Below are 17,044 nucleotides of genomic sequence, written 5' to 3' on the forward strand. Positions count from 1 at the left end.
ACAGGCAAAATAATATGAAATTTTTTATTGATACAGCCAACCTGGCAGATATACAGGAAGCACAAGATCTGGGCGTATTGGATGGTGTTACCACCAACCCTTCTCTGATGGCAAAAGAAGGTATATGCGGTGCAGAAAACGTCATCGATCATTATAAAGCGATCTGTGCCATTACAGATGGTGACGTAAGCGCGGAGGTTATCGCTATTCATTATGATGAAATCCTTCGTGAAGGACTGGAACTCGCCAAGTTGGATGATCGGATTGTGGTGAAAGTTCCCATGATTAAAGAGGGGATAAAAGCGATCAGGTACTTTTCGAACGCTGGTATTAAGACAAATTGTACACTGGTTTTCTCTGCCGGACAAGCTTTGCTGGCGGCTAAGGCGGGGGCGACGTATGTATCTCCGTTTTTGGGACGTTTGGACGATATTTCGACAGATGGCTTGGGACTCATCAGCGACATTCGCCTCATCTATGACAATTATGGATTTCCTACGCAGATATTAGCGGCTTCCGTTCGTCACGCGATGCATATTGTGAACTGTGCCAAATTTGGTGCTGACGTTACCACATCACCGTTATCGGCCATTACATCGCTTTTGAAGCATCCACTAACAGATTCTGGTTTAGCACAATTTCTTGCGGATCATAAACGCGTGTCGGAAGGGAAATAATTAGATTTAAATTCTTGATAATGAGTGGATATGGAATTCATAAATTTAGAGGGAACAGTTTTCTCAGGTGAGACGTGACTTGGAGATACTAACATTTAAATACAATACGACTATAAAATAAATTATAAACCATACAACTTAATATGCCCTAATATGAAAAATATAGTGTTACTGGTGCTTGCTGTGATCTCGTCTGCAGTATCTCATGCACAAATAAAGGCGGCTCCTATTGGATTTGATATCTATAGAGAGCATATTGAACGCGGTAAAATGGACACGATATCTTATCCATCTAATACCGTCGGCGTAAACCGTAAAGCGTTAGTATATACTCCCCCAGGATATTCTTCTGAACAAAAATATCCAGTTTTATACCTATTGCACGGTATAGGTGGGGACGAGTTAGAATGGTTCAAAAATGGTGTGCCAAATATTATTTTAGATAATTTGTATGCAGACGGAAAGCTGGAACCCATGATCGTCGTATTACCAAATGGACGTGCCATGAAAGATGACCGCGCGACCGGAAATATAATGGACAAGGAAAAGGTAGCGGCTTTTTCCACTTTTGAAAAAGACCTTTTAGAAGATCTTATACCATTTGTCGAAGCGCATTATGCCGCTAAAAAGGATCAGGCACACCGCGCGTTGTTTGGGCTTTCAATGGGTGGTGGGCAAGCGTTGAACTTTGGTCTCGGAAACATGGATATATTTGCGTGGGTGGGTGGTTTTTCCGCTGCACCTAATACGCGCGAACCTGAACAATTACTACCTAATCCGCAGGAAGCCAAAGATAAGTTGAAATTCCTTTGGATATCCTGCGGTGACCAGGACGGGTTGATTCGCTTTTCGGAACGCACACATACATATTTAGAAAAACATCATATTCCACATATCTACTATATAGAACCGGGAGGCCACGACTTCAAGATTTGGAAAAATGATTTATACCAAGTTTCCCAACTTCTTTTTAAATAGGGATAAAGTTTACAAAAATATCATCTATGAGAAAATTACCACTTCTGATTAGCGTTATAATGCCGATAGTTATGTTGACCGGCAATATAGTCCAAGCGCAAAAAGCGCAAAACCCGATTATTTTCGCAGATGTTCCAGATCTCTCGATGATACGTGTGGAGGATACATACTATATGAGCAGTACGACGATGCATATGAATCCGGGACTGCCTTTGATGAAGTCTAATGATTTGGTCAATTGGGAACTTATTGGTTACGGGCATACCGCCTTGGCGGATATGGACGAACTGAACCTCGACAATGGCAAAAGCACTTATGGACGTGGATCATGGGCGAGTAGTCTCCGGTATCATAACGGAATGTACTACGTCAGCACCTTTGCCCAAACTACAGGAAAAACATATATCTATTCGACCAAGGATATCGAAAAAGGACCGTGGGAGGTAAAGGAATTTAAACCTGCGCTGCATGACCATACGCTTTTCTTTGAAGGGGATAAGATTTATATGATCTGGGGTGGAGGTAAAGTAAGCATCGTAGAGCTATTGTCCGATCTATCGGGCGTGAAGCTAGAGACACAACGTGTACTGATCGAAAATGCAACTTTACCTAGTATACCAGAGGGTACACGTGGTGGCTTGCCGGCTGAAGGCTCACAGTTGTTTAAGGTAAATGGAAAATACTATCTTTTTAATATTTCTTGGCCTCCTGGAAGCATGCGTACTGTAATTGTACATAGAGCGGATCAATTAGAAGGGCCTTATGAGGGACGTGTTGTTTTGCAAGATAAAGGGGTGGCGCAAGGTGGTCTGATTGATATGCCCAATGGGCGGTGGTATGCTTATCTTTTTCAGGATTATGGTGCCGTTGGGCGTATTCCGTTTCTCGTACCCGTTGAATGGAAGGACGGTTGGCCGGTACTCGGTGTTGATGGTAAAGTGCCTCATGAATTGGAACTTCCAGCCAGTAAGGGGTTAATTCCGCATATCGTTAATTCGGACGATTTTTCCCGTAAAAAAGGTGATCCAGTATTGCCTTTAGTATGGCAGTGGAATCACAATCCGGTCAATGATTTATGGTCGGTGAGCGAACGGAGGGGGTACCTCCGGTTGAAAACAGGACGGGTAGACCAAGATTTCTTACAAGCAAGAAATACATTAACGCAGCGTACGTTTGGACCTACTTGTACAGGATCTATTGCTATCGATCTTTCCAAAATGAAAGATGGTGATTTTGCAGGTTTATCCCTACTGCAGAAAAACTATGGTTTGGTGGGTATACGTATGGACGGTCATAAAAAATCAGTGGTGATGGTCAATGCAACAACTGGTACGCCACAAGAGGACGCAAGCATTCCGTTGGATCAGCAGAAAGTATATCTAAAAGCTGAATGTGATTTTACCAATAAAAAAGATATAGCCAACTTCTTTTATAGCCTTGATGGGAAAGAATGGAGTCCGATCGGAACCCAGTTGAAAATGACTTATACTATCCCACAATTTATGGGCTATCGCTTTGGTCTTTTCAACTATGCTACAAAGCACGTAGGGGGATATGTTGATTTCGATTATTTTAATATTACACCGTAAAAAATGTTCATATGAAGCATTACAAGCCGTATTTACTAGCCCTGTGCGCGTTGTTATATTTTGATCACGAAGTATTTGCGCAGAATCCCATAATTCAAACTACGTATACAGCCGATCCCGCACCCATGGTTTATAATGATCGGTTGTATGTATATACCACGCAAGATGAGGACGAGTCGACGTGGTTTAATATGAATAATTGGCGAGTTTATTCGACCAATGATATGGTGAATTGGACTGACCATGGTGTTATTCTTTCCTATACCGATTTCGAATGGGCGAAGGGGGATGCTTGGGCTGCTCAATGTGTCGAAAAAAAGGGTAAGTTTTACTTATATGTGCCGGCGATCTCTAAAACAAATAATAGGGGTGCGATCGGTGTAGCGGTGGCTGACAGCCCATTGGGGCCATTTCGCGACCCACTAGGAAAACCTCTTGTGCAAAGCGAATGGGGTGATATTGATCCAACTGTCTTTATCGACGATGACGGGCAGGCACATATGTACTGGGGTAACCCAAAGCTGAAGTATGTCAAGTTAAATGAGGATATGATATCGTATGTCGGAGATATTATCGAAGTGCCTATGACCGAATCCTCTTTCGGTAAACGCGCGGGTGATCCAGAACGCCCGACAAAGTATGAGGAAGGTCCATGGTTATATAAGCGAAATGACCTATACTATTTGTTTTGGCCGGGAGGCCCGCTACCCGAGTTTATTGGATATTCTACCAGTAGAAGTCCGGAAGGGCCATGGAAATACGGCGGTGTCGTTATGCCTGCTGAAGGAGAGGCTTTTACCAATCATCCCGGCGTGATCGACTTTAGAGGGAAAACCTATTTTTTCTATCACAATGGTGCATTGCCGGGTGGAGGGGGCTTTACGCGTTCAGTTGCAGTTCAAGAAATTGTATTCAATAAAGACGGGAGTATTGCACAGATGAAAATGACTGCGGGTGTAACGAAAGCCTTAGCTACCGTCAATCCATACGAGCTTACGCAAGCAGAAACAATTTCATGGTCTGAAAATGTTAAATCTTTGCAAAATGATAAAGTAGGGGTTTTTGTGAAAGCAAAAAAGAATGGAGCATTCACGAGTATAAAAAATGTGGACTTTGGAAAAGAGGGAGCTTCTTCCTTTTTTGCACGCGTGGGAACCACACACAATGGCGGAATGAGTATGGACGTTCGCCTGGGGTCGGTGGATGGGTCGGTAGTCGGAACGATAAAGATACCAATGACCGGAGGTGATGACCGTTGGGCGACGGTTGATGTACAACTCGATGCTAAAGTAAAAGGTGTTCATGATATCTACTTTGTATTTAATGGGAAGGCGCCCTCAAACATCATGTTCTTTGATTGTTGGAAATTTGGTAAATAATAAATATGAGAAATAAATTATTCTTGGTCTTCTTAGCCATATTGACTACGCAATGCCTTGTTGCAGCAGTCCGTCTCCCTTCACTAATCAGTGACCGGATGGTCTTACAGCGGGATATTGAGCTGAAAATATGGGGTTGGGCGGATAAGGGCGAGAAGGTGACGGTCCGTTTTCAGGAAAAACACTATTACACGGAAGCAGGTGCGGATGGCAAATGGCAGGTGATTTTGCCAGCGCAAAAAGCTGGTGGCCCTTATCTAATGGAAATCAATGCGCTAATTATCAGGGATATTTTGATTGGTGACGTATGGTTATGCTCGGGACAATCTAACATGGAAACACCTATTGCCCGGCTTGTGGAGAAATTTCCGGAGATCAGCGTATCCAATAATCACATGATACGCCATTTTAAAGTTCCGACGCAAAACACAGTGGAATCGGTGCAGGATAATACAGCAGACGGAGGGAAGTGGTATTCGGCCATCGCCTCGGATGTGATGAATTGGACGGCACTTGCCTATTTCTACGCGCAGGAAGCTTACCAACATAACGGGGTCCCGGTAGGGATGTTGGTTTCAAGTTTAGGCGGATCAGCTATTGAAAGCTGGATCAGTCAGGAACATCTAATAGAATTTCCGTCTTTGCTTGTCGATCAAGAAGCCTTAAAAGAAAGAACATCCGCGGAAGCAGATAAGGGCGCTGGCTTATGGTCCAGAGCCAATTGGGACGATACAGCCTGGGATACCATGCAAATGCCGGGACTATGGCGAGATAATGGGCTTCTTGCCAGTGGGGTTGTTTATTATCGTAAGGATTTTACGGTACCTACGACAATGGATGGCAGACACGCCAAACTATACATGGGTATGTTGATCGATAGTGACTCGATCTTTATAAACGGACATTTTGTGGGCACAACCGGATATATGTATCCGCCAAGAAAATACGATATTCCAGCTGGGGTACTCAAAGCGGGACAAAATAATATCACCGTAAAACTAACGGCGAATAGGGGTAATGGGGGCTTTGTGCGTGATAAATCCTACAAAATTGTAGGTGACGATGCCGAAATCGACCTCCATGGAACCTGGAAATACCGCGTAGCGAAAAACCTAAGTAACATCAAAAGGGTTGAAGAAAAATTGGTAAACCTGAAGTCAGCGGGATCGGGATTGTATAATGGCATGATCTATCCTATTCGTGATTATAACGTACGAGGAGCAATCTGGTATCAGGGAGAAAGTAATGCAGGTCAGCCGCATACGTACGAAACGTATCTTAAATCGTTAATTACGAGCTGGAGAGCGTTGTATCAATGGGCAGAGATGCCATTCTTGTTGGTACAGTTGCCAAATTACATGGAAAAATCAGCTGTACCACAAGAAAGTGGCTGGGCGAAAATCCGCGAAGCGCAGTTTAAGACTGCATTGGAAGTACCCCATACGGCGATGGCTGTGACCTACGATGTAGGAGAATGGAATGATATCCATCCGTTAAACAAAAAAGACGTTGCACAGCGGCTATTCTTAGGAGCGCGCAAACTCGTCTATGACGAAAAGCTATTGAGCTCGGGGCCGCTGTACAAAGATATGAAGATAGCGGGAGACAAGATCGTTTTGTCGTTTACGGAAGTGGGCGCTGCGCTCGTCGGTAAAGGCGGGGCATTGCGCCATTTTGCCATTGCCGGGGCGGATAAGAAATTCTTCTGGGCCGAAGCGGTAATTAAAGGGAATAAAGTGATTGTTGGCAGTAGAGATGTCAGCAAGCCCGTAGCGGTACGCTATGCCTGGAGTGATAATCCAGAAGATGCAAACTTAATGAACAAGGAGGGCTTGTTAGCCTCTCCATTTCGTACGGATAATTGGTAGGATGTCTACCGCATGACGCACAACTTTAGGTAACAAAAAATTAATTATCAAACATATCATTTATGAAGAGATTCAAACTTGTCTTTCAAAAACAACAAATGCTTTTATTAGTTGTAGCTATTTTCTTTTTTTCGGCTACTGCTGTAAAGGGGCAGCAAATTCCAATTAGTGGGAAAATGCCACATAAGAAATATATACATACTGCTGCCGGAAATCCGTACCTACCGCTTTGGGAACACTTGCCCGATGGCGAACCTCGTGTGTTTGAAGATCCGGATAATCCTGGTAAATACAGGGCATACATTATCGGATCACACGATTTGAGGATGGACAGCTATTGTGGACCGGATATCCGGATGTGGTCTGCAGCTGTCGAAGATTTGTCCAGTTGGCGGGATGAAGGTGCTATCTTCACGTATGAAATTGATGGACAATGGGACGTGATGTACGCGCCTGATCTTGTTGAAGTAAAAAGGAAAGATGGTACGAAAGAATACTATTTGTATCCACATAGCCGTGGGCAACACCGCGAGGCGATGGTGGCCAAAGGCAGTCGTCCCGACGGTCCATTCAAACCGATTAATCTAACGGAAGATGGCAGACGTACCATTTCGGGTAGTATGATTGGATTCGATCCGGCCGTGTATGTTGATTATATTACGGATCCGAATGATCCCGATTTTGAAATCGGATTCAGAGCGTATGCGTATTGGGGGTTTCAACGTTCTTTAGCAGCGGAGCTGGATCAAAATACGATGTACTCCGTAAGACCAGGGACGCAAATTATTGATCGCTTTATTCCGGCAAGTGCACGTTACGGTGTACTGCGGGATCCCGAAGGAACCGAGTATCCCAATATTTTGAAAGGTGAGGACTTAGGGGCATTTAATTTCTTTGAAGCGTCTTCTATCCGTAAAGTTGGTAACAAGTATGTATCGGTATATAGTGGCTACTCTGGTCCTGAATATGGTGTCGGTAGTTCTAATTCTACCTTACGCTATCTGGTCGGTGACTCTCCTTTGGGTCCTTGGAAAAGCGGTGGTGTTTTAGTGGACTCACGCGCGCCAGTGTTGAATCAAGATGGAAGCGCACTGCAAACGACTGGTGGAGGACATAACACGCATGGTAGTATTGAAGAAATTAATGGACAGTGGTATGCTTTTTACCATAGACCTCCCCGAAATTTTGGATATGCGCGCCAGGCGGTAGTAGCACCGATTAGCATTGATTGGGATGAAAAACCGGTGGCTGAAGGTGGTTCGGTAAGGATCCGCGCTTACGATCCGTACGCAGCGAATAAGATCTGGACGGTAAAAGACACGCAAGGAAAAGAATATAAAGGTGCTGAAGTTACTTCGGAAGGATTTCATATTTATGGATTGGATCCTTATCAATATTATTCGGCGGGTTATGCTTCTTATCTTTCGGAGGTCGGGACAATGCAGGACTCTTGGGATATCTGGGATAACCAGATGCCGGTTACAAATGTAAAGAATGGGCATATCATTGGGTTTAAATATTTTGGTTTTGGCGGACTTAAGCAGGATACGAAGGGACTGAAAGCCTTCGAAGGCACGAAAGAGGGAAATAACACGGCGTTTAACCTATTCCTTACCCCGAAAACAAAAAAAACCTTCAAGGTTAATGTATGGTTAGATGGGCCTTGGGATAATGATACCTGGAAAGGGAAAAAAATAGGCGAGATCGTTGTTCCGGCAAATGCGGACTCAAAAGAAGCAAAATTTACCGTTGACGTATCGCAGTTTGTCGATCATTTGGATAAAAAGCATGCGATATTTCTTGTCGCTGAGGGGGATGACTCAGCGGAACTTTTTGATTTTATTGGGCTTGGATTCAGCACTAAGGATAAGAAAATCATACGTCCGGTGGTACCTACAGTAAGTATTACGTTAAATGGAAAAGCGATAGATTTGCCGGCTAACCCCGTAAGATCAACCAATGCGAATGGTATTACAGGTTATGATATTTATGAGGCAGTTTATAATGTGCCTGCCGGCACAAGCGGGATTCCAGTTGTGAAAGCCACTTCCGATAATCGAAGGGTGAAGATCGCCGTTACACAGGCTAAATCTTTTTCGGAAAAGGCTGTTGTGAAATTTGATTATAACGGTGTCGTAAAAACATATAATGTGCTGTTTGTAGCCAAATAGTCTATACAAATGATTTAAGAAAAGCTAATCGATATGAAACCATCATGATTTATTCAAACCGAACTTAGTGAGCTCATGAACTTAGCGAAGCGATTTCATGAATGCCTTAAAAAGCGAACAAGTGATGAATAAACCATGCAAGGGAATGAATGAACCGAGCTTGCGAGCTCTTTAACACATATTAAAACAAACACTGGTGAAAAATCGGATAGCTTTATCACCATTGAAATTTTATACAGATGAAAAACAAAATTAAAGCAGTGTTTTTACTGGCTTTCGCCATATTAGCATTTAGCTCATGGAAGGGCTATGGAGATGATGAGTTTACCTTTCGTGATCCAGATTTACCTATTGACCAACGGATTGACGATCTGATCGCTTTACTAACGCTTGAAGAGAAGATTGGTTTAATGATGAACAGTTCCAAACCGGTGGAGCGTCTTGGTATTCCGGCCTACGACTGGTGGAATGAAGCATTGCATGGTGTGGCCCGGGCAGGGAAAGCAACGGTGTTTCCGCAGGCAATTGGAATGGCGGCGACCTGGAATGAAGAAAATCACCTCAAAACGTTTGAGATCATTTCGGATGAAGCACGTGCCAAATATAATGAATCGATCCGCCAGGGTGAAAGAGGAAGGTATTATGGTTTATCGTTTTGGACACCCAATATCAATATTTTCCGTGATCCGAGGTGGGGTCGGGGACAGGAAACGTATGGAGAGGATCCCCACCTTACTACAAAGCTCGGATTAGCTGCTGTTAAAGGACTGCAAGGCGATGATCCTAATTATTTTAAAGCACATGCCTGCGCTAAGCATTTTGCAGTGCATAGTGGCCCCGAATGGAATAGGCATTCTTATAATGCGGTGGTGTCCGACCGTGACCTATGGGAAACCTATCTTCCGGCATTTAAGGCATTGGTGCAGGAGGGAAATGTACGTGAGGTAATGTGCGCTTACAATGCCTACGACGGACAACCTTGCTGCGGAAGCGACGCGTTGATGATGGATATCTTACGCAATCGTTGGGGATTTGAGGGCATGGTGGTATCGGACTGCTGGGCGATAAATGATTTCTACCAGAAGGGGCATCATGAGTCGCATGATACACCGGAGGCTGCTGTTGCAGATGCTGTCTTGACTTCAACGGATCTAGAATGTGGTAGTTCTTACGAACACCTCATCGCGTCGGTGAAACAAGGACTGATTACCGAGGAGCAGATTAATGTCTCGCTGAGAAGGGTCTTGAGGGGTTGGTTCGAGTTGGGTATGTTTGACCGCGAAGATCGCCTGCCGTGGAGTAAACTGCCCTATAGTATTGTGGCTTCACAAAAACACCGTGAACAAGCACTGGAAGTAGCACGCCAATCCATAACCTTACTAAAAAACGAAGGTAATACGTTGCCGCTGCGTAAGGACATAAAAAGAATCGCTGTCGTGGGAGCGAATGCGGCGGACAGCATGATGTTGTGGGGCAACTATAACGGAACTCCGACTTCCACGGTTACCATTCTGGAGGGTATACGGCGGAAAATTCCAACTGCTGAAATTTTGTATGAAAAGGGGAGTGATTTGGTTGATCCATGGGTCAGAAATTCGCTCTATGACGTCCTGCTAGCCGAAAAAAATGGGAAAAAGGGATTGAAAGTCGAATTTTATAACAACAATACATTTGAAGGAAAACCTGCGAACACATTGATAAATAGTCTTGGTATTGAGTATAGCAATCGGGGAGGCACTGCATTAGCGCAAGGTGTCAACATGGAGAATACATCCACACGTATCTCAGGGATATTTGTAGCTCCATATACCGGCGAAGTCGTATTAAAAGCGAACGCGTATGATGGGTATGTGTTGACATTCGCCGGAAAAGAGATTGCCAATCGTCAGGGTAAGACAGCCTTACAAGGTGAAGAGTATCCTGTGCTTGTAGAAAAAGGCAAACACTATCCAATCGTTATGGAGCATCGCCAACAAGGGAAAATTAATATTATTGGTCTGTCTGTGTACAAAAAAGAAAAGGCTGATTTTACGGAACTGACCGAAAGATTAAAGGAGGTGGATGCCATCGTATATGTCGGAGGTTTATCTCCACAGCTGGAAGGTGAAGAAATGTTTGTCAACGCGGAAGGTTTTAAAGGGGGCGACCGTACCGCGATCGACTTGCCAAACGTACAACGCGAGCTCTTAGCAGCTCTCCGTAAAACGGGGAGACCGGTTACATTCGTATTGTGTACGGGTAGCTCGCTAGCTCTTGAACAAGACGAGCAAAACTATGATGCATTGCTTTGTGGGTGGTACGGAGGTGAGGAAGCCGGTACTGCTGTAGCAGATGTGCTATTTGGGGATTATAACCCGGCAGGTCGATTGCCGGTTACTTTTTATAAGACGCTAGCGCAGTTAGACAATGGTTTGACGCAGACAGGTGATACGTTGAGACAGGGGTTTGAAAATTACGATATGAAAGGACGTACCTATCGGTATATGACCGAAGAACCTCTTTACGCTTTTGGCCATGGGTTGAGCTATGCTAACTATTCTTACGGAAATATCCGTATGGCTGATACGCCAATCGACGGAAAGAAAGGTTTGCGTCTGGTAATACCGCTCGTCAATACTTCGACGAAAGACGGAGAAGAGGTTGTACAGGTCTATGTAAAAAGAAATAACGATCCATTAGCGCCCGTAAAGTCACTCCGGGCTTTTAAACGGATTCCCATAAAAGCGCAGGAACGCAAAGTTGTCGAGCTTGTCGTTGAAGCGGATGCTTTTTGTTTTTACGACGAGCAAGCGGATGATCTTGTATTTAAACCAGGCAGCTATACCGTGATGTATGGTGGTACTTCGGTAGATGCAGGATTGAAGAAAATAGATCTTGTGATTGAGTAGCGGTTAGGAGATTGCATAAAATAAAAGGGCTTACATCAGTGTGATGTAGGCCCTTTTATTTTTACCATTTGGATTCGTCTAATCGTAACCTGGATTCTGATAAGCCCGTATTTCTACTTGTGTGATCTCCATGGCATCGAGTTGACCCTGCGGTATTGGACGCAAATAGTGATGGGGTTGGATGCTGCGGGTATGGGTCACTGCGGTATGATCGCCCTTATTTGAGCCTGCTATTTCATACGTGCCGGCAAGATCATTCCATTTTTGGGTGCGGATCAAATCGTACCAACGGTATCCTTCACCGTAGTATTCGCGTGACCGCTCGGCTAAAATGTAGTTGATATCTATCGCCGCTGGTGTTGCTGCTTTCATCGCTGCACTATTGTCTTCTACTTTCGCAACGTTTCCATTATTGTTCCAACGCCATTTTCCTGCACGTGAGCGTATCACATTAATCAGTTCTCGCGCGCTTTTTCCGGTCTGAGGAGCAGCACCTTTTACAACAGCCTCGGCAGCGATAAGATATAGCTCGGAGAATTTTGCAATATTGAACGGTCGGGTGCTGGCGGCGTTGGGTTGCCCCAGTCCCGATCCATTATCCGTACGGTATGGACCGAGTTTCCAAAGACCGGGATATACAATACGGCTTATTCCGCGGGGTGATATGACAAAATCAGATCTACCGGGTAATACACCCGCACCGATATTACTCTTATAGGTGCTGTTATCGTAGTTGATAGTTGCCGCTGGCTCTTCATCTAAAAATGTAAGGATAGCACCACCTGGGGTTACGGGGAGGTTGTTTGCATTATAAACCGAGGCCGCAGTTACACCACCTTTCGGCCAGTTGGCGCGGTACACTGTGGTAAACGTGCCGTCGTAACGCGAATCGTTTTGCTTATCGGCAAAGGTGGTTTCGACTACGCCGATGGGTGGCGCCATACGGGTCCATGGACGACCAAGCGCTTGTGATGCTTCGCGTTGTACCGAACTTATAACGGCGCTCCAATCCGTACTTGTAGCGCTACGTATGTCGGGATAGTTCCAGGTCATCATCCATCCTGCAAAATTATCGGGAGCCCCTCCATTTGCATAGGTCAGGCTACTTCCGTTGTAAAATTCGCTTGTCTCGGTGTGGTCGGCATAGAGCAAGATTTCGTTGTTGCGATCATTTTGACCGAGATTAACATCATAATAGGTGTCCTGTAGACCAAACGGACCCGGATTATCAATGGCGGTGGTTGATACATTGTACGCCTCTTGATAGTACCACTGCGCATTATGCCCGTCGGGATCAGTCCGTGCAGCTTCCGGATAGGTAGGAATATTACCTGGATTCTCGAGCCACCAACCATAGGTGAGGTAAGCTTTCGCAAGATAAAGACGGGCCAATGTTTTTGTAGCTCCTCCAGTCATCCGTCCTTGGTCAGGGAGATCATTTATTGCTGTTAAGAGATCAGGAAAGATCGCTTTTGTATAGACTTCGGGTACCGTATTTCGAACAGAAGTACGCGAAGGTGTGATATTAAATATTAATTCTCCAGCTCCAAGATCTAACGGGACGCCACCAAAGGTCTGTACGAGTAGAAAGTAATCAAAAGCACGAAAGAAACGAGCTTCGGCTATCTGTGCTGCAGTTATAGTGCTTACTTCTGCGGCATTCTCTATAATGCCGCTGGCCGTGTTGATATTGCTGAAAGCAACTCCCCAAAGTGCATCTGAACGACTGCTGGTCGATGTGATGTCTCCCTGTCCAGTAAGATCCATTACCTTGAAGTTCTGATCTGCACTTTGTCCATAGGTGGCTTCATCTGTACCAGTGAGCGTCGTGTTATAATAGTAAGCTTGCCCGTAGATATAGCGTAGATGTGCGTGCATGGAAGTTAATCCGCCGTGAATACCTCTTTCTGTTTGGAAGAAAGCGGGTTCGTATATTCCGCGTGGCTGCTCGTCTAAGATATGCGAACAACCGAAGAGTAAGAGCGAGTGGACAGCAATGATCGTGATTTTTAAACGTATGCGTTTCATGTGAGTAATATTAAAATGTCAAATTAAGACCAATCATATAATTTCGCGTTGCCGGCGTATTCGTTCCCAACGTAAGGAGACGACGTCTATATTCGCTGGTAACGGCCGCGTTTTCGTCTCCATAGGAATTCGTCTCTGGATCCATGCCCGATTCAGTATGGTATGGCGAAAACATGACGAATGGATTTTGCGCGGTAAAGTATAAGCGTAGACGTTGGATACCAACATTCTTGATCCATTCGCTATCGAAATTATAGCCTAGGCTGATCGTTCGTATCTTAAGGAACGAGGCGTCAAAGTAACCAAGTGTACTGCCATATTTTGGGTTATCACCACTTGCTATTCCTCCTGGCTTTGGAGCGCTCGCATCTGTATTGTCTGGTGTCCAATAGTCGGTTTTTATATTGCCACGTCGACCATTAAGCATGTTGAGATAACCCGATGAGGAATATAACGTACTAATGAGCTTGCCGCCATTTTTGAAAAAACCGACCATACTTAGATCGAAACCCTTATAGGCGACCCGCGTATTGAACCCGCCTTGAAAGTTAGGGTCTACGCTCATGATCTGCCGGTCGTCTGGTCCGATTTGGCGGACAGGGCTACCGTCGGCATTGTAGTCACCATCATACTTAACTTTAATCATCCCTGCATTTCCGCCCGGTTCCAAGATGTCGCGATATTGATCGCCTTCTTGCCAGAGACCTATTTTTTCATAATCGTAAATTACATTGATCGTATGGCCAACGAACCACCAGTTTGCTTCATCTCGCTGTCGTCCGGAGGCTAAGGCTACAAGCTTATTGCGATTGACGTATAAATTAAACCCCGCTTCCCAGCTCCAACCGTCTGGGTTGTCGAGGATAAGCCCATTCAGTGAAAATTCGAATCCTTTGTTCTGCGTTTGGCCGATATTCGCGGTATAGCTATCTACGCCGGAGGTACCAGGCAAGCCTACCGATAGCAGTACGTTCTTCGTATCCTGGATGTAATATTCTACGGTACCCGACAACCGATCGTTTAGAAAGCCAAAATCTAAACCGTAATTCCAGGTGCTCGAAAATTCCCAACCTAAATCAGGATTTGATAATTGAGACAAATAATAGCCGGTAGCGTAGTTATCGTTGCCAAAATTATAGGGGCGGGTATTAAGTAGTCCCAGTGTAGCGTATGGATCTATGGATTGATTAGAAGTTTGCCCGTATCCTACACGCAATTTTAATCGATCAAGATAATGAACGTCGCTTAAGAATGATTCGTTCTTGATATTCCATCCGGCTGATACGGCTGGGTAGGAGTGCCACTTGTGTCCTGGAGCTAATCGAGAGGAAGCATCTGCCCTAAATGTAGCACTCAGCATATATCGGTCATCGTAGGAATACATAGCCCTTCCCATCCATGACATCAATCCCGACAATCGGTACTGCTGGTCGGCGGGGTTAACGGTAATTTCACCGGCCGCGTGACCGAGATTATAAAACTGGAATGCATCGGAAGGGATATCCCGTGCAGACATCCGAGAGCTGTGGAATTTATTCTGTTCGGCAGAATAGAGGGCTACTACATTTAATTGATGCTTATCGGCAAAGGTTCGGTCGTAGGTTAGTAGATTTTCGATCACCCAATGATAGGTATGCGAATTGCTGACAGACGCGGTTGATTCCGTGGTGGGATTTGTGCTGTTGATACCCTCGCCCGTGTATGCCCCGCCATTACTCTGACGGTAGTTTAAACCAATATTTGCTCTGTATTTAAGGCCTTCGATACCGGGGATTTTGACCTCCCCATAAAGTGCGTTGTACGTGGCGTAACCTCTTGTCTCACTTAGCCATTTGTCGTCCAGATCATTCAATATATCTCTTGAATAGACCCAAGGCTCATCTAAGGGCAGCCGAATGGTTCTCTTCCAGCTACCATCGGCGTTGTAGGGGTCGGTGAGCGGAGAAAAATTCAGGATACCGTACATACCTACTTGCGTACCTTGTGTTACATTATAATTGTTGTTTGTGGTAAAGCCGATACGCACATATTCGCCAACCTGTTGATCCACACTACCACGTAGTGCTAGACGGCTGTATTCCTGTGTAGGAATGACTGCTTGGTCGTTATAGTAGCCAATCCCGAAATTGTAGCTCCCTCGATCTGTTCCACTAGAGACCCCGACATCATGGCTGCTTAATTTAGCAGTTCTATAAAATAAATCTTGCCAATCGGTATCCACATCATCCGACTCATCAACACCGTTACTGTAAAGTCCTGCCGCTTCCCGTAGTGCTTTAAACTCAGTACCATTCATCATCGGGTATCTTCCAAAGACATTTTTTAATCCCTGATAGCCATTGTAGCTGATTTGGGCTTTTTGTTGCCCCTGTCCTTTATTTGTAGTCACCAGTATAACGCCATTGGCGCCTCGTGAACCGTAGATAGCGGTAGCCGAAGCATCTTTAAGGATATCAATACTCTTAACATCATTTGGATTGATATCACCGATGGTTCCGGCGAAGGGTATGCCATCGAGCACAATCAAGGGGTCATTAGTTGCATTTAGAGAGCGTGTACCCCGAATACGGATTTGCATGGCTGCTCCGGGTTGAGATGAAGTCTGCGTCATTTCGACGCCGGATACGCGTCCTTGAAGGGCCTGGGAAATATTTGCGGATGGTACATCGCGCATGTTATCTCCACTGATCGATGCAACTGATCCGGTGACTGATTCTTTGCGCTGTGTCCCGTAACCCACCACAACTACTTCGCTAAGCTCGGCAGCATCTTCAGTCAGGGTTATCGTAATAAAGCTCTGGTTTCCCAATTGGAGTTCTTGGCTGGCATAGCCAAGAGAAGTAACCACCAATGTACGTAGTGCCGTAGGGACGGTGATCGAGAAGTTTCCGTTTAGATCGGATTGTACCGAAACGTCTCCGTTTTTAACGGAGACGGTAGCACTTGCAACCGGTTGCTTTTGGTCATCAATAATTCGACCTGTGATTGCACGTTGTGCATATGCTTCCGCGGAAATTCCAATGAAAAGCAACATCAATGATGTGTACCGTAGAAGGATGTCTCTGATAGGTTTGAATAGTGTCATAAAAATCTGGTTTAAAAAATACTTATGTTTTTGAAAAATCAAGGGTTTTTGGCAATACCCGAGAAATAGTTTATAATTTGAATACGTTTTTGTGCTGGACTAAACTAGAATAAATTTATAGCACTTACAAGCGCACATATTTGGTTATCTGGCTCGATTCTTATCGCTTTGCTTCATGCTTGTGATTTTATTTAAATTTTTAAAATATTGTTTACTAGATGTTTAAGTTGTTTTTTGAGGTGGTGTAAAATGTGTCTGTTTTTTAAGATGATATAGTATCTATTTTACTGATTGAACATTATTACCCATATTTTAAACAAATGTATTGTATGGCTATGGTTGATTTGTATCATTTAGTCGATTTAAATTTTCGTGTTGGTG

At 44.6% G+C, this 17,044-nt stretch carries 9 protein-coding genes; 7 read left to right on the forward strand and 2 right to left on the reverse strand.

Annotated elements, in window-relative coordinates:
- Positions 1 to 14: 14 nt before the first annotated feature.
- The 7 genes from fsa to C4F40_RS04000 all read left to right on the forward strand — a co-directional run bounded on the left by fsa (position 15) and on the right by C4F40_RS04000 (position 11,550).
- The gene (gene fsa / locus C4F40_RS03970; RefSeq protein ID WP_196938066.1) at positions 15 to 677 is read left to right on the forward strand and encodes a fructose-6-phosphate aldolase; all 663 of its coding nucleotides are present in this window, start codon (positions 15 to 17) and stop codon (positions 675 to 677) included.
- 153 nt (positions 678 to 830) lie between these two features.
- Positions 831 to 1,655: an alpha/beta hydrolase gene (locus C4F40_RS03975; protein ID WP_196938067.1), complete on the forward strand. Its 825-nt coding sequence runs from the start codon at positions 831 to 833 to the stop codon at positions 1,653 to 1,655.
- Between the two features lie 26 nt (positions 1,656 to 1,681).
- Positions 1,682 to 3,244, forward strand: a complete 1,563-nt coding sequence (locus C4F40_RS03980) for a glycoside hydrolase family 43 protein (protein ID WP_196938068.1) — start codon at positions 1,682 to 1,684, stop codon at positions 3,242 to 3,244.
- A gap of 11 nt (positions 3,245 to 3,255) precedes the next feature.
- Positions 3,256 to 4,623: a glycoside hydrolase family 43 protein gene (locus C4F40_RS03985; protein ID WP_196938069.1), complete on the forward strand. Its 1,368-nt coding sequence runs from the start codon at positions 3,256 to 3,258 to the stop codon at positions 4,621 to 4,623.
- Between the two features lie 5 nt (positions 4,624 to 4,628).
- Positions 4,629 to 6,491: a sialate O-acetylesterase gene (locus C4F40_RS03990; RefSeq protein ID WP_196938070.1), complete on the forward strand. Its 1,863-nt coding sequence runs from the start codon at positions 4,629 to 4,631 to the stop codon at positions 6,489 to 6,491.
- Between the two features lie 62 nt (positions 6,492 to 6,553).
- Positions 6,554 to 8,662 carry a hypothetical protein gene (locus C4F40_RS03995; RefSeq protein ID WP_196938071.1) on the forward strand — a complete coding sequence of 703 codons (2,109 nt, stop codon included), beginning with the start codon at positions 6,554 to 6,556 and terminating at the stop codon, positions 8,660 to 8,662.
- Positions 8,663 to 8,901: 239 nt separating this feature from the next.
- Positions 8,902 to 11,550 carry a glycoside hydrolase family 3 C-terminal domain-containing protein gene (locus C4F40_RS04000; protein WP_196938072.1) on the forward strand — a complete coding sequence of 883 codons (2,649 nt, stop codon included), beginning with the start codon at positions 8,902 to 8,904 and terminating at the stop codon, positions 11,548 to 11,550.
- A gap of 78 nt (positions 11,551 to 11,628) precedes the next feature.
- On the opposite strand, the gene C4F40_RS04005 is transcribed toward C4F40_RS04000, so the two are convergent.
- Both C4F40_RS04005 and C4F40_RS04010 read right to left on the reverse strand, forming a co-directional pair.
- Positions 11,629 to 13,578 (reverse strand): RagB/SusD family nutrient uptake outer membrane protein, encoded by a 1,950-nt coding sequence (locus C4F40_RS04005; RefSeq protein ID WP_196938073.1) that lies wholly within the window; start codon positions 13,576 to 13,578, stop codon positions 11,629 to 11,631.
- A gap of 10 nt (positions 13,579 to 13,588) precedes the next feature.
- Positions 13,589 to 16,663 carry a SusC/RagA family TonB-linked outer membrane protein gene (locus C4F40_RS04010; RefSeq protein ID WP_196938074.1) on the reverse strand — a complete coding sequence of 1,025 codons (3,075 nt, stop codon included), beginning with the start codon at positions 16,661 to 16,663 and terminating at the stop codon, positions 13,589 to 13,591.
- Positions 16,664 to 17,044 lie beyond the last annotated feature (381 nt).

This window comes from Sphingobacterium pedocola, from assembly GCF_015209965.1.
Classification (GTDB): domain Bacteria; phylum Bacteroidota; class Bacteroidia; order Sphingobacteriales; family Sphingobacteriaceae; genus Sphingobacterium; species Sphingobacterium pedocola.

What these genes read in the sequence shown, in the direction of transcription:
- fsa (WP_196938066.1), top strand. Translation starts at nt 15, where the DNA reads ATGAAATTTTTTATTGATACAGCCAACCTGGCAGATATACAGGAAGCA.
- C4F40_RS03975 (WP_196938067.1), top strand. Translation starts at nt 831, where the DNA reads ATGAAAAATATAGTGTTACTGGTGCTTGCTGTGATCTCGTCTGCAGTA.
- C4F40_RS03980 (WP_196938068.1), top strand. Translation starts at nt 1,682, where the DNA reads ATGAGAAAATTACCACTTCTGATTAGCGTTATAATGCCGATAGTTATG.
- C4F40_RS03985 (WP_196938069.1), top strand. Translation starts at nt 3,256, where the DNA reads ATGAAGCATTACAAGCCGTATTTACTAGCCCTGTGCGCGTTGTTATAT.
- C4F40_RS03990 (WP_196938070.1), top strand. Translation starts at nt 4,629, where the DNA reads ATGAGAAATAAATTATTCTTGGTCTTCTTAGCCATATTGACTACGCAA.
- C4F40_RS03995 (WP_196938071.1), top strand. Translation starts at nt 6,554, where the DNA reads ATGAAGAGATTCAAACTTGTCTTTCAAAAACAACAAATGCTTTTATTA.
- C4F40_RS04000 (WP_196938072.1), top strand. Translation starts at nt 8,902, where the DNA reads ATGAAAAACAAAATTAAAGCAGTGTTTTTACTGGCTTTCGCCATATTA.
- C4F40_RS04005 (WP_196938073.1), bottom strand. Translation starts at nt 13,578, where the DNA reads ATGAAACGCATACGTTTAAAAATCACGATCATTGCTGTCCACTCGCTC.
- C4F40_RS04010 (WP_196938074.1), bottom strand. Translation starts at nt 16,663, where the DNA reads ATGACACTATTCAAACCTATCAGAGACATCCTTCTACGGTACACATCA.